We start from the raw sequence: 13,816 nt of genomic DNA, 5'->3' as shown, positions 1-13,816 counted from the left end.
CGGGCGCCCGGACGGCTTAGGCTCGGAGAGTGACCGCGATAGCCCAGGCGCCGGAGGAGTTCCGCAACGCCGTCGCCGCGCTGCAATCGTTGCGGCCGCGGCCGGAGGTGAGCCTCGAGCCGATCAAGGCTCCCCAACGGCTGGCGCCTGGGCCTACGCACTCAGTTGCGAGACCACCGGACCGGACGAGGTCGAGGTGTCCGGCCGGCTGGTGCTGCTGCACGACCCCGAGGGCCAGGAGGCGTGGAACGGCGTCTTCCGCCTCGTGGTCTACGTGCGCGCGGGCATCGACAAGGAACTGGCCACCGATCCGTTCCTGCCGTCGGTCGGCTGGTCCTGGCTCACCGACGCGCTCGAGGCCACCGGCGCCGACCTGACCGCACTGGGCGGCACCGTCACCGAGACCTCCTCGGCCCGCTTCGGCGAGATCTCCGGACCCTCGCGCACCGACGACCTCGAGCTGCGCGCGTCCTGGACGCCGCTCACCGCCGAACTCGGACCCCACGGCGAGGCGTTCTGTCAGCTGATCGCCAGCTACGCCGGCCTGCCGCCGGCGGGCGTCACGATGTTCGAACAGCGCCGCTCGTCCTGACGCCGCTCCCCCACGCCGCTGCCCCACGCCACTGGCCATCGGGCCTTGGTCCGTTCGGACGCACGCGCGCGAGGCCTCCGAACCCCGCCGAAGGTCGGTTCCCGGGTCGCCGACGCCGAGCCGTTCCGGACCCGTGTGGACCCCTCGGACCGCCCCGAGACCGCCCGCAGACGAGTGCGTCATACTCGGTCCGCCCACCTGCACGCGTCATATGCACGCCCAGTTCATGCACCGTAAACGGGCAATATCGCACAGCCTCACGCGCGTGTTACACCTTTCTCCCGGATTAATCCCATCGCGCTACAGCAGAGGCGTCGAACCGCAACTCGATCGGGATAGATACCCGTTTGATGCCCCCACTACCCCACTCAGGCGGCTAGAGTGCCTCTCGACGACACCACTTTCGGTCTAAAGCTGGCGCGGCTGATCGGCCGAAAGTCCCGGTGCCGGTCGGGGGGCACGACCGACTCCAGGGAGGTAGTGACGTGGCTGCCGTCGGCTTTACTCAGGCCGTTCGATCCACGCCAGCCGGCGCCTTGCCGGCGAGCATGGTTCCGCATCCGCGGGAAGAGTTGTTTTCCGTGATGGTGGTCGATGACCACCCGTTGTTGAGGGAGGCGATCGCCGGGCGACTGGCCCAGATGGGCGCCGGAACGGTGCACGAGGCCGCTACGGTGGCCGAGGCGAGGGCGCGAGCGACGGCCACCGGGCCGTGCGATCTCGCCATCCTCGATCTCGGACTGCCGGACGGCAGCGGCATCGAGCTGGTCACCGAGCTCCGCAGCAACGGCTGGCCACGGGTCGTGGTCCTGGCCTCGTCGGACGATCCCTATGCGGTCCGTTCGGCGTTCCAGGCAGGCGCCCAGGCCTACCTGTTGAAGTCCGCGTCGCCGGTGGTCGTCACCGACGGCGTGCGCCGGGTCCTCGACGGGGGCGTGTACGCGACCCGAGTGTGGCCCCGGTGCTGGCGACCGGAACCCGGGTTCCGGGCACCGACAACACCCCGCGTGAGCTCTCGGCTCGCGAGGTGGAGGTCCTGCAGTTGGTGGCCGACGGCCAGTCCAACAAGGAGATCGGCGAGGAGCTCAGCCTCTCCGCCCTCACGGTGAAGTCGCACCTGTCCCGGATCGGGCGCAAGCTCGGCACCGGCGACCGGGCCCAGATGGTGGCGCTGGCCATGCGAGCCGGCGTCATCCGCTAACACCATCAAGCCCTACGGGACGGCTCGCCAGGGGCAAGGCGGCCGTCCGTAGGGTTCGTACTCGTGCAGAACGCCGAAAACACCTCCTCAGCGACCGCCGCGGCGTCGGCGGGCACGGCACCGTCGGTGCCGGCAGGCGAGGAGCAGGCGCCTGCACCGCAGCTGCTCACCGAACCGGTGGGCGGCACCCCACCGGTCGTCGACGACGTCGACGGCCTCCACGACGCGTGCACGCGCCTGGCCGCGGGCACCGGACCGATCGCCGTCGACACCGAACGCGCATCGGGCTACCGGTACTGGCCGAAGGCCTATCTGGTGCAGATCCGGCGCGAGGGCGCCGGCACGGTGCTCATCGACCCGATCCCGCTCGCCGAGCAGCTCGGCCCGCTGGCCGAGGTCCTGAACGACACCGAGTGGGTCCTGCACGCCGCGTCGCAGGACCTGCCGTGCCTGACCGAGCTGGGTCTGCATCCGCCGTCGCTGTTCGACACCGAACTCGCAGGCCGGTTGGCCGGCCACGAACGGGTCGCGCTCGGCACTCTCGTCGAGAAACTGCTGGGCTACACGCTCGAGAAGGGCCACAGCGCCGCCGACTGGTCGACGCGGCCGCTGCCCCAGGACTGGCTCAACTACGCCGCCCTCGACGTCGAACTGCTCGTCCCGCTGCGCGCGGCCCTCGAGGCCGAGCTCACCGAGCAGGGCAAGCTCGACTGGGCCCGGCAGGAGTTCGAGGCCGTCCGCACCGCGCCTGCCCCGGCCCCGCGGGCCGAGCCGTGGCGCCGCACCTCCGGGGTGCACAAGGTGCGCACCCCGCGTGGCCTCGCCGCGGTGCGCGCCCTGTGGGAGGCGCGCGACGAGATGGCCCGCAAGCGCGACCGGGCGCCCAGTCGCGTGCTGCCGGACAACGCGATCGTCAACGCCGCGCTGTCCGAACCCGGCACCCAGGAGGCGCTGCAGGCGTTGCCGGTGTTCGGCGGCCGCGTCCAGCGCCGCTACTCGGCGATGTGGTTCAAGCACCTCAAGGCCGCCCGGGAACTGCCGAAATCGCAGCTGCCGAGCACCACGACCCAGAACGACGGACCGCCGCCGGTGAACCGGTGGGGCGACAAGGACCCCGACGCCGCCGCTCGGCTCGGGGCGGCGCGCACGTCCCTCGGGGCGATCGCCGAGCGGCACGCCCTGCCGGTCGAGAACCTCCTGCTGCCGGATCTGCTCCGCCGGACCTGCTGGCGTCCGCCGGAGGACCGCTCGCCCCAGGGTGTCGCCGCGGCGCTCGCCGAGGGCGGCGCCCGGCAGTGGCAGGTCGATCTCACCGCCGAGGTCCTCAGCGAGGCCCTGCACAAGACGGCGTAACCAGCAGATCCTTCGGGGGTCGCTGAAGTGGGCGAGCCCACCCTGCACACTCCCACGCTGCGGGACTACCATCGCGGTTACCGGCCGGTAACAACGTCGTCGGTCGGTCTCGAGTTCCCACTTCCCGAAGGAGCACCCGTGTCCGCACCCGCGCGCACCGTGGCCTTCGTCGACGGGGTACGAACCCCGTTCGGCAAGGCCGGCGACAAGGGCATCTACGCCAACACACGGGCCGACGATCTGGTCGTCAAGGTCATCCGCGAGCTGCTGCGCCGCCACCCGGAGCTTCCGCCCGAGCGCGTCGACGACGTCGCGATCGCGGCGACCACGCAGATCGGTGACCAGGGCCTGACCATCGGCCGCACCGCCGCCCTGCTGGCCGGCCTGCCGAAGTCCGTGCCCGGCTACTCGATCGACCGCATGTGCGCAGGCGCCATGACCGCCGTCACCTCGGTGGCGGGCGGCATCGCTTTCGGTGCCTACGACGTCGCGATCGCCGGCGGTGTCGAGCACATGGGCCGGCACCCGATGGGCGAGGGCGTCGACCCGAACCCGCGGTTCCTGTCCGACAAGATCGTCGACCAGTCCGCGCTGGTCATGGGCCAGACCGCGGAGAACGTCCACGACCGCTTCCCCGGCATCACCAAGGACCGCTGCGACGCCTACGCCGTGCGCAGCCAGGAGCGCTACGCCGACGCGGTCAAGGCCGGCAACATCGGCCCCGAGCTGGTTCCGGTCGCCACGCGCCACCCCGAGCTGGGCTGGGGCCTGGCCACCGAGGACGAGCCGCCGCGGCCGGGCACCACGCTGGAGAACCTCGCCGGCCTCAAGACCCCGTTCCGGCCGCACGGCCGGGTCACCGCGGGCAACGCCGCCGGCCTGAACGACGGTGCCACCGGCGCCCTGCTCGCCGGTGAGGACACCGCGCGGGAGCTCGGCCTGCCGGTCGGCATGCGGATGGTCGGCTACGCGTTCGCCGGCGTCGAGCCCGAGGTCATGGGCATCGGCCCGGTCCCGGCCACCGAGAAGGTGCTGCAGCGCACCGGCCTGTCGATCTCCGACATCGGCCTGTTCGAGATCAACGAGGCGTTCGCCGTCCAGGTGCTCTCGTTCCTCGACCACTTCGGCATCGACGACGAGGACCCGCGGGTCAACCAGTGGGGCGGCGCCATCGCCTGCGGTCACCCGCTCGCCTCCTCGGGCGCACGGCTGATGACCCAGCTGTCGCGCCAGTTCGCCGAGCGCCCCGACGTGCGCTACGGCATGACGACCATGTGCATCGGCATCGGCATGGGCGGAACGGTCATCTGGGAGAACCCGGCATGGGAGGGCAACAAGTGATCACCGCTGAGCAGGCCAGGACGGCCTTCCCCGACGAGGTCGTCACCCACGCGGTGACGCGCCTGGTCTCGGTGCCCGGCCTCGACAAGCCGGTCGCCCTCATCACCATCGACAACGGCCACGACCACACGCGTCCGTCCACGTTCGGCCCGCAGAGCCTGGTGAGCCTGAACGCGGCGTTCGACGAGGCCGTGGCGGCCGACCCGGCGGCGATCGCCGTGACGGGCAAGCCGTTCATCTTCGCCGTGGGCGCCGACCTGTCCGGTGTGGAGCAGATCTCGGACCCGGCGCTGGCGACGCAGATCGCGCAGACCGGGCACGACGTGTTCCGCCGGTTCACCGAGTCGCAGATCCCGACCTTCGCGTTCGTCAACGGCGCGGTGATGGGCGGCGGGCTCGAGCTGGCGCTGTCGTGCCACTACCGCACGATGGCCGACAACGTCGCCGCGATCTCGCTGCCCGAGGTGTTCCTCGGGCTGTTCCCGGGCTGGGGCGGCACGCAGCTGCTGCCGAACCTCATCGGCCCGGACGCCGCGGTGACCGTGATCATCGAGAACGCTCTCAACCAGAACAAGATGCTCAAGCCGGCCCAGGCCGCCGAGCTCGGCATCACCGACGAGCTGCTGCCCTCGGCCGACTACCTCGAGCAGTCGCTGCTGTGGTTGTCCAAGGTCGTCCGCGGCGAGGTCGCCCCGGCCCGCCGGGAGATCGACCGCGGCCAGGAGTGGGACGCCGCCCTCGGCCGCGCCAAGGCCGTCGTGGCCGGCAAGACGAAGGGCGCGTCGCCGGGTGCGGAGAAGGCCCTCGAGCTGCTCGAGCTGGCCCGCAACGCCGACCTCGACACCGGCTACGCCGCGGAGACCGAGGGTCTGGCCGAGCTGCTGATGTCCGACCCGCTGCGGGCCGGGCTGTACTCGTTCAACCTCGTCAACAAGCGTGCGAAGAAGCCCGCCGGCGCCCCGGACAAGTCGCTGGCGCGCCAGGTCGGCACGGTCGGCATCGTCGGCGCGGGTCTGATGGCCAGCCAGCTGGCGCTGCTGTTCGTCCGCAGGCTGAAGGTTCCGGTCGTGCTCACCGACGTCGACCAGGGCCGCATCGACAAGGGTGTGTCCTACGTGCACGGCGAGATCGACAAGCTGCTCGAGAAGAAGCGCGTGAGCCCGGACGAGGCCAACCGCCTGAAGGCGCTGGTGTCGGGCTCGCTGGACAAGGCCGCGTTCGCCGACGCCGGTTTCGTCATCGAGGCGGTCTTCGAGGACATGGGCGTCAAGCGCCAGGTGTTCGCCGAGCTCGAGCAGCACGTGAGCCCCGAGTGCGTGCTGGCGACGAACACCTCGTCGCTGTCGATCTCGGAGATGGCGGCCGAGCTGCAGCACCCGGAGCGGGTCGTCGGCTTCCACTTCTTCAACCCGGTCGCGGTGCTGCCGCTGCTGGAGATCGTCCGCGGCGAGAAGACCGACGACGCGACGCTGGCGACCGCCTTCTCGGTGGGCAAGCAGCTGAAGAAGTCGAGCGTACTGGTCAAGGACGCGCCCGCGTTCGTCGTGAACCGCGTGCTGACGCGGTTCCTCGGCGAGGTGCTGGCCACCGTGGACGAGGGCACGCCGTTCGACGTCGCCGACTCGGCGCTCGACCCGCTGGGCCTGCCGATGTCGCCGATGACGCTGCTGCAGCTGGTCGGCCCGCCGGTGGCGCTGCACGTGGCCGAGACGATGCACGAGGCGTTCCCCGAGCGGTATGGCGTCAGCGACAACCTCAAGCGGTTCGTCGACGCCGGCAAGTCGGCCGTGTGGCAGTGGGACTCGTCCGGCAACCAGACGGTCGACCCGGAGGTCGCCGAGCTGTGGCAGCAGGGCGATGCGCCGTCGACGGCCGAGCAGGTGCGCGAGCGCGCCCTGGGCGCGCTCGCCGAGGAGATCCGGATCATGCTCGACGAGGGCGTGGTCGCCGAGGCGCAGGACATCGACCTGTGCATGATCCTCGGTGCGGGCTGGCCGTTCTGGCTGGGCGGTATCACGCCGTACCTCGACCGCGCGGGCGTGTCGGAGAAGGTCGCGGGCAAGCCCTTTCTCGCTCCGGGCGTCGCCTCGGTTCCCACCGCATGAGGTGAGCTGACCGCGAGACCGCAGACGGGGCGTTGGTGCGCATGCGCACCAACGCCCCACTGTATAGGTCATTATACAAAACAGTGCCGTGTCAGCATCCCGCGTCGCCGTGTCAGCATCCCGCGTCGCCGTGTCAGCACCCCACGTCGCCGTGTCAGCATCCCGCGTTGCCGTGTGCGCATTTCAGGTCTCCGTGTGCGCAGCTCGCGGCACCGTGCCTCGACATCGCCGCCGCCGATCGACAACACAGCGACGCCAGGTGCCAACACGGCGACGTGGGGTGCCAACACGGCGACGTGGGGTGCTGACACGCCCGCGTGGGGTGCTGACACGCGACTCGGGGTCAGGCGGTGGCGGGGACGCGGACGGTGACCGACAGGCCTCCGCCGACGACGGGTTCGGCGTGGACGGTGCCGCGGTGGGCCTCGGCGGCCGCGCGCACGATCGACAGGCCGAGTCCGGCGCCGGACCTGGCCGTCCTGGCCACGCCGGCGCGGCGGAACGGTTCGAACAGTTCGGTGACCGTCGCCGGGTCGAGCAGCGGCCCCGAGGAGCGCACCGTCAGCGCCGTCCACCGCTCCCCCGCGCTCGTCGTCACCTCGATCCAGCCGCCGTCGATGTTGTGCCGGACCGCGTTCTCCAGAAGGTTGCCCGCGACGCGTTCGAGCAGCGCCGCATCGCCCTTCGTCGCCGCCGGCGTCAACCGCAGGTCGGCGCGCAGGTCGCGGCCGGCCGCCTCCGCCTCGACGGCGCTCCAGGCCCGCTGCACGACCTCGGAGACGTCGACGCGTTCGGTGAGCACGAGCCCCGCCCCGTCGGTCCTGGCGAGCAGCAGCAACGACGACACGAGGCGTTCGGCGCGTTCGGTCGCATCGCGCACCACCTCCGCCATGCGGCGCAGCTCCGCCTCGTCGGCGTCCTCATCGGACAGTGTGACCTCGAGTTCGGTGCGGATCACCGACAGCGGGGTGCGCAGCTCGTGACTCGCGTTGGCCACGAAATGGCGCTGTGCGTCGAAAGCCGACTGCAACCGGTCGAGCATCGCGTCGATCGTCCGCGCCAGCTGCGCCAGCTCGTCGCGTGTGGACACCTCGCCGATCCGCTCGCCCATCGACTCGCCGGACAGCCGTTCGGCGGTGTCGGTGATGTCGCGCAACGGTTGCAGCACGCGCGAGGTGAATGTCCACGCGAGAATCCCGGCGGCCGCCACGACGAAGCAGAACGCGATACCGCCCGCGATGACCACCCGGCCGCGCGCCTGGCTCCGCAGATGGTCGGCCAGGTCGGCGGCCTTCACGTGCACGCCGTCGACCTCGACGATCGTGCCCGGCGGCAGTTGGGGAACCGCGGCCACGGCGTCGCCGACGAGCGTCCACGCGAGCCACAGCAACAGCGCGCTGACGATCGCGACGAGCACCGTCGCGAGGATCGTGATCCGCGCGCGGAGACCACGCGCCGGGACTGCCGTACGTTCGAGCACCTACGTCAGTGAACCGGACTCCGACGACGTGCCCGCACCGGGTTCGGTGACGCTGCCCGAACCGGAGCCGGAGCCGATCTCGTCGACATCGGCCGCGGGCTCCGCCGTCGCCGCGCCGGGCACGCGGTACCCGGAGCCGACGACGGTCTCGATGACCCCGGGCTCGCCGAGCTTCTTGCGCAGCGTCATCACCGTGACCCGCACCGTGGTGGTGAAGGGGTCGGCGTTCTCGTCCCACACCCGTTCGAGCAGGTCCTCGCTGCTGACCACGGCGCCACCGGCCGACAACAGCACCTCCAGGACGCCGAACTCCTTGCGGGTCAGGTCCACGGGCTCGCCGGCGCGCCGGACGGTCCTGCGCGAGGGGTCGAGCTCGATATCGCCGGCCGTCAGCACGGGCGGGGCCGCGGGGGTCGCGCGCCTGCCGAGGGCCCGCACCCGGGCCACGAGCTCGGGGAAGGCGAACGGCTTGGCCACGTAGTCGTCGGCGCCGAGCGAGAGTCCTTCGACCCGTTCGGCGACGGCCGTGCTCGCCGTGAGCATCAGCACGCGGGTCAGCTCGCCCGACTGCACGATCTCCCGGCACAGGTCGTCGCCGGACATCCCGGGCAGGTCGCGGTCGAGCAGCACGACGTCGTACCGCGTGACGGTCGCCTTCTCGTGCCCGTCTCGCGTCGAACGCGACGTCGACGGCCATACCTTCACGGCGCAGCCCGCGGGCGATCGCCTCGGCGAGCGGCGCCTCGTCCTCTACTACCAAAACACGCACGTCACCCACGGTGCCACACATTCCTGACAGCTTCCTGAGATGCGTGGCCGGCCCGGATCGTCGGGCCGGCCACGGACGTCGGGCGCGCAGGTGGACGCGCGGTGCGGTGCCGGTCAGTCGCGGGTGCCGCCGGCGACGTCGGCCGCGGCCGAGACGCCGATGCGGCCCGCGGCCCATTCGGTGACCTTCCTGGCCACGTCCTGGACCGTGAGCCCGACTGCGGCGAGCACCTCGCCGCGGCTGCCGTGGTCGTGGAACTCCTGCGGCACGGCCAGATCACGCAGGGGCACGTCGCAGTCGGCGTCGCGCAGTGCGGCGGCCAGGGCCGAGCCGAACCCGCCGTGCCGCCCGCTGTCCTCGACGGTGACGACGAGCCGGTGCCTGCGGGCCAACTCGATCAGGTCGCCGGGCACCGGCACGACCCAGCGCGGGTCGACGACGGTGACGCCGATGCCCTGGTCGGCGAGCCTGCCTGCGGCGTCCACGCCGAGGCCGGCGAACGCGCCGACCGACACCAGCAGCACGTCCTCGGACTCACCGCGGCGCAGCACGTCGACCGTGCCGACGCGTTCCACGGCGGCTACGGCGTCGACGACGGCGCCCTTCGAGAAGCGCAGCGCGGTCGGCCCGTCGTCCACGGCGACCGCCTCGTTCAGCTCCTCGCGCAGCGTCTCGGCGTCGCGCGGCGCGGCCACCTGCATGCCCGGGACCATGCCGAGCAGCGACAGGTCCCACATGCCGTGGTGGCTGGGCCCGTCGGGACCGGTGATGCCCGCCCGGTCGAGCACGAGCGTCACGGGCAGGTTGTGCAGCGCGACGTCCATGAGGGTCTGGTCGAACGCGCGGTTGAGGAACGTCGAGTACACGGCGACGACCGGATGCCGGCCGTCCATGGCGAGGCCGGCGGCCGAGGTGACGGCGTGCTGTTCGGCGATGCCGACGTCGAACCACCGGTCCGGGTAGGCCTCGGCGAAGGTGTGCAGGCCGGTCGAGCGCAGCATCGCGGCCGTGATGGCCACGACGTCCTCGCGGGTGGCGCCGATCCGGGTCAGCTCCTCGGCGAACACCGACGTCCAACTCGGACCCTTCACCGGGGGCAGGCCGGTCTCCGGGTCGATCGGGTCGGTCTGGTGCATCTGGTCGGCCTCGTGGTTCACGGCCGGTGCGTAGCCGTGGCCCTTCTCGGTCGCGACGTGGACGATGACCGGGCCGCCGAAGCTCTTCGCGCTCTGCAGGGCGCGTTCGAGGGCGCCCAGGTCGTGCCCGTCGACCGGGCCGAGGTACTTCAGGCCGAGGTCGGAGAACATCACCTGCGGGCTGAACGCGTCCTTGATGCCGGCCTTCGCGGCGTGCAGCGCCGTGTAGAGGGGCTTGCCGACGACCGGAGTGTTCTGCAGCAGTTCCCGGCCCTCGTCGAGCAGGCGTTCGTAGCTGGGCCGCAGCCGCAGCGCCGCGAGGTGCTCGGCGACGCCGCCGATGGTCGGCGAGTACGAACGTCCGTTGTCGTTGACCACGACCACGACCGGAAGGTCGGGCTGGCCGGCGATGTTGTTGAGGGCCTCCCAGCACATGCCGCCGGTGAGCGCGCCGTCGCCGACGACCGCGACGGCGTGGCGGTCGGTCTCGCCGGCGAGCCGGAACGACTTGGCCAGGCCGTCGGCGTAGGACAGCGCGGTGGAGGCGTGGCTGTTCTCGATGTGGTCGTGCTCACTCTCGGCGCGCGCGGGGTAGCCGGAGATGCCGCCGCGCTGGCGGAGGCCGTCGAACTCGTCACGGCGGCCGGTGACGATCTTGTGCACGTAGGCCTGATGTCCGACGTCGAACAGCAGCGGGTCGCGGGGCGAGTCGAACACGCGGTGCAGCGCCAGGGTCAGCTCGACGACGCCGAGGTTGGGGCCCAGGTGTCCGCCCGCCGCGCAGACCTTGTCGACGAGGAACGTCCTGATCTCCTCGGACAGCTCCACCAGCTGCGCGTGGTCCAGCCCCTTGAGATCCGCCGGTCCGTGCACGGACTCCAGCACCGTCACTCTCCACCTCATTCGCCGTCGGGTCAGTACTTGGTTGCGGCTCGACCGCTCAGTCTAAAGAGGGACGCGGCCGCGCCCGTGAGCGCGACCCGAACCCGCCGTCATTCCCGACCCCACAGTGCCACCATCGCGTCCCGGACCTCACCCAGCAGTTGGCGCATGGCGTCCTCGGCGTCGCGTTCGCGGCCCGCGGCGACGGCGGCGGCGACGCGTTCGTGGGTGTCGAGCGCCTCGGGCACCGGGTGGTGGGGCATGAGGCCGAGCTGGGTGCGTCCCTCCAGCACGACGGCGACGACGTCGGCCAGCGCCCGGAACATCTCGTTGCCGCCGGCCTCGAGCAGCAGCGTGTGGAAGGCGATGTCGACGTCGAGGAACTCGTCGAGCCGGCCGGCCTCGCCGAGGCGACGCATCTCGGCGCCCAGTTCGACGATACGGACCCGGTCGCGCTGTTCGGCGTTGCGCGCGGCGGCACCGGCGGCGAGGGGTTCGACGGCGATGCGCAGTTCGGTGAGCGAGCGCAGCTGGGCGTCGCGTCCGCTGCCTTCGAGGCGCCACCAGATGACGCGCGGGTCGAAGACGTTCCAGGACGTGCTCTCGCGGACGGTGATGCCGACCCGGCGGCGCGAGGACACGAGCCCCATGGATTCGAGGATGCGCATCGTCTCCCTGGCGACGGTCCTGGACACGCCGAAGCGGCCCTGGATGCCCTCCAGCGTCAGGACGTCTCCCGCCGCGAGGACACCGGCCGTGATCTCCCGGCCGATGGCGTCCAGCACCGTTCCGTGTCTGCTCGCGATATCCTCCCTGCGCACGCTGGCCAGGCTAGCGGGAACTCGCAATGCTGTTTCCCAGGCGGCACAAACAGGACACGATGGCGGGCTGGTGTCGCATCCCTCCGTCAATGGTGTTACCTTTCGCCGAGTCCAAAGGTAGTATCTTTCTTTCGTTCACCGAGGAGCGCCGTATGCCTGCCATGTGTCTGGTCGTGATGGGGGTGTCCGGCGCCGGTAAGAGCACCATCGCCGCGCAGCTGTCCGGCGAGCTGGGCTGGCCCATGGCCGAGGCCGACGAGTTCCACCCGGCCGACAACATCGCGAAGATGTCCGCAGGCACCCCGCTGACGGATGCGGACCGGACGCCCTGGCTCGAGGCCATCCGCACGTGGATCGACGAGCGCGCCGCCGACGACGAGAGCGTCGTGGTGACCTGCTCGGCGCTCAAGCGCACCTATCGGGACATCCTGCGGACGGCGTCCGCGGACGTTCGGTTCGTCCACCTCAGCGGCACCGCGGGCACGGTCGGCGGACGCCTGTCCGGCCGGTCGGGTCACTTCATGCCACCCGCACTGCTCGACTCCCAGTTCTCCGACCTCGAACCGCTCGCGGCCGACGAGGAGGGTCACGACGCCATCGCCGTCGACGTGACCGCCACGCCGGAGGAGATCACCGCCGAGACGCTCCGCCGACTCGGCCTGCCCACACGACACTCACGACACTGACAACGCCGACGACGCTGTCGGAAACGGAGCCGGTATGAACACCGACGAGTGGACACAAACCCTCGGAGCGGGACCACTGCTCGGTATCGCCGCAGGCGCGGTCGCCGTGCTGCTGGTGCTGATCATCGCGCTACGCGTGCACGCCTTCCTCGCACTGGTGACGGTGAGCATCGCGACCGCGTTCGTGGCCGGCATCCCGGCCGGCGCGGTGATGGACACGTTGACCGACGGGTTCGGGTCGACGTTGGCCGACGTCGCCCTGCTGGTCGGTCTCGGTGCCATGCTCGGCCGCCTGCTGGAGATCAGCGGCGGTGCGCGGTCGCTCACGGACGCGCTGATCCGCCGGTTCGGTGAGAAACGTGCGCCGCTGGCCCTCGGTGTCGCCTCGTTGATCTTCGGCTTCCCGATCTTCTTCGACGCCGGTCTGGTCGTGATGCTGCCGATCGTGTTCTCGGTCGCGCGGCGCCTCGGCGGCGGCATGCTGCGCTACGGCCTGCCCGCGGCGGGTGCGTTCTCGGTGATGCACATCTACGTGCCGCCGCATCCCGGCCCGGTCGCGGCCAGTGGCCTGCTCGGCGCGGACGTCGGGTTGGTACTGCTGTTCGGTCTGCTCATCGCGGTGCCGACGTGGTACGTCACGAGCTATCTGTACGGCATCATGATCAGCAAGCGGATCGCGCTGCCGGTGCCGGAGATCCTGCGCGGCGGCGCGGACAAGGAACAGGACGAGGACCCGCCCGCGGCGGCGACGGTCATCGGCCTGCTGATGATCCCGCTCGTGCTGATCTTCGCCAACACGGGTCTGAGCACCGCGGGCGAGGCCGGCTGGGTCGATGCCGACACGAGCTGGGTGCAGGTCGCGCTGGTGCTCGGATCGACGCCGGTGGCCCTGTTGATCACCGTGTTCATCGCCGGCTACGTGCTGGGCACTCGGCGCGGCAAGCAGCAGAGCGTCGTCGAGCGCCTGCTGGACTCCTCGCTCGGTCCGGTGTGCACGATCATCCTGATCACCGGCGCGGGCGGCATGTTCGGCGCGGTGCTGCGCGCGAGCGGCATCGGCGACGCGCTCGCCGAGGCACTGTCCGATGTGGGCCTTCCGGTGTTCGTCGCCGCCTACGTCATCGCCACGGCGCTGCGGATCGCGCAGGGTTCGGCCACGGTCGCCCTGACGACGGCGGCGGGCCTGGTGCAGCCGTTGGTCATGGCGGGCTCGTTCTCGAGCATCGAGGTCGTCGCGATCGTGCTGGCACTTGCTGCGGGCTCGGTGACGGCCAGCCACGTCAACGACTCGGGCTTCTGGCTCGTCGGCCGGTTCTTCGAGATGGACACCAAGACCACGCTCAAGACGTGGACCGTCATGGAGACCACGATCGGCCTCGTCGGCTTCGGCTTCGCCTCGATCCTCTACGCCCTCGGCTAGCGCATCACCGTCGGTCGTGAGTGCGGACAC

8 protein-coding genes and 3 pseudogenes are annotated in these 13,816 nt (G+C 71.1%); 7 read left to right on the top strand and 4 right to left on the bottom strand.

Features of this window, described 5'->3' with window-relative positions:
* Nucleotides 1-38 precede the first annotated feature (38 nt).
* From BJF85_RS15545 to BJF85_RS15525, 5 genes and pseudogenes are all read left to right on the top strand, one after another.
* A pseudogene (locus BJF85_RS15545) lies at nt 39-592 on the top strand (DUF3000 domain-containing protein).
* 485 nt (nt 593-1,077) lie between these two features.
* Nucleotides 1,078-1,793: pseudogene (locus BJF85_RS15540) on the top strand (response regulator).
* Between the two features lie 126 nt (nt 1,794-1,919).
* On the top strand, nt 1,920-3,146 hold the full coding sequence (locus tag BJF85_RS15535; RefSeq protein WP_075848735.1) for a ribonuclease D: 1,227 nt from the start codon (nt 1,920-1,922) through the stop codon (nt 3,144-3,146).
* Nucleotides 3,147-3,284: 138 nt separating this feature from the next.
* Nucleotides 3,285-4,487 carry a thiolase family protein gene (locus tag BJF85_RS15530; RefSeq protein ID WP_075848464.1) on the top strand — a complete coding sequence of 401 codons (1,203 nt, stop codon included), beginning with the start codon at nt 3,285-3,287 and terminating at the stop codon, nt 4,485-4,487.
* Nucleotides 4,469-6,592: a 3-hydroxyacyl-CoA dehydrogenase NAD-binding domain-containing protein gene (locus BJF85_RS15525; RefSeq protein WP_075848462.1), complete on the top strand. Its 2,124-nt coding sequence runs from the start codon at nt 4,469-4,471 to the stop codon at nt 6,590-6,592. The genes BJF85_RS15530 and BJF85_RS15525 overlap by 19 nt, the downstream gene beginning before the upstream one ends.
* 343 nt (nt 6,593-6,935) lie before the next feature.
* Here BJF85_RS15525 and BJF85_RS15520 read toward each other — a convergent pair whose 3' ends face one another.
* The 4 genes and pseudogenes from BJF85_RS15520 to BJF85_RS15505 all read right to left on the bottom strand — a co-directional run bounded on the left by BJF85_RS15520 (nt 6,936) and on the right by BJF85_RS15505 (nt 11,680).
* Nucleotides 6,936-8,072: a cell wall metabolism sensor histidine kinase WalK gene (locus BJF85_RS15520; RefSeq protein ID WP_075848460.1), complete on the bottom strand. Its 1,137-nt coding sequence runs from the start codon at nt 8,070-8,072 to the stop codon at nt 6,936-6,938.
* A pseudogene (locus tag BJF85_RS15515) lies at nt 8,073-8,841 on the bottom strand (response regulator transcription factor).
* Nucleotides 8,842-8,954: 113 nt separating this feature from the next.
* Entirely contained in the window at nt 8,955-10,868 is a 1,914-nt protein-coding gene (dxs, locus tag BJF85_RS15510; RefSeq protein WP_075848458.1) for a 1-deoxy-D-xylulose-5-phosphate synthase, read from the bottom strand.
* Nucleotides 10,869-10,969: 101 nt separating this feature from the next.
* On the bottom strand, nt 10,970-11,680 hold the full coding sequence (locus tag BJF85_RS15505) for a FadR/GntR family transcriptional regulator (RefSeq protein WP_255375667.1): 711 nt from the start codon (nt 11,678-11,680) through the stop codon (nt 10,970-10,972).
* A gap of 152 nt (nt 11,681-11,832) precedes the next feature.
* Between BJF85_RS15505 and BJF85_RS15500 the strand changes: the two genes are divergently transcribed.
* Complete coding sequence (locus BJF85_RS15500; RefSeq protein WP_075848456.1) at nt 11,833-12,366, top strand: gluconokinase; 534 nt, start codon at nt 11,833-11,835, stop codon at nt 12,364-12,366.
* 34 nt (nt 12,367-12,400) lie between these two features.
* Nucleotides 12,401-13,786: a GntP family permease gene (locus BJF85_RS15495; RefSeq protein WP_075848454.1), complete on the top strand. Its 1,386-nt coding sequence runs from the start codon at nt 12,401-12,403 to the stop codon at nt 13,784-13,786.
* Nucleotides 13,787-13,816: the final 30 nt, after the last annotated feature.

This window comes from Saccharomonospora sp. CUA-673 (assembly GCF_001942305.1).
GTDB lineage: Bacteria > Actinomycetota > Actinomycetes > Mycobacteriales > Pseudonocardiaceae > Prauserella.
This window is presented reverse-complemented; position numbering and strand designations above follow the sequence as displayed.

Bases quoted from the DNA above. Each gene is read 5' to 3' on its own strand.
- BJF85_RS15525 (WP_075848462.1), top strand. From the start codon at position 4,469: ATGGGAGGGCAACAAGTGATCACCGCTGAGCAGGCCAGGACGGCCTTC.
- BJF85_RS15500 (WP_075848456.1), top strand. From the start codon at position 11,833: ATGCCTGCCATGTGTCTGGTCGTGATGGGGGTGTCCGGCGCCGGTAAG.
- BJF85_RS15495 (WP_075848454.1), top strand. From the start codon at position 12,401: ATGAACACCGACGAGTGGACACAAACCCTCGGAGCGGGACCACTGCTC.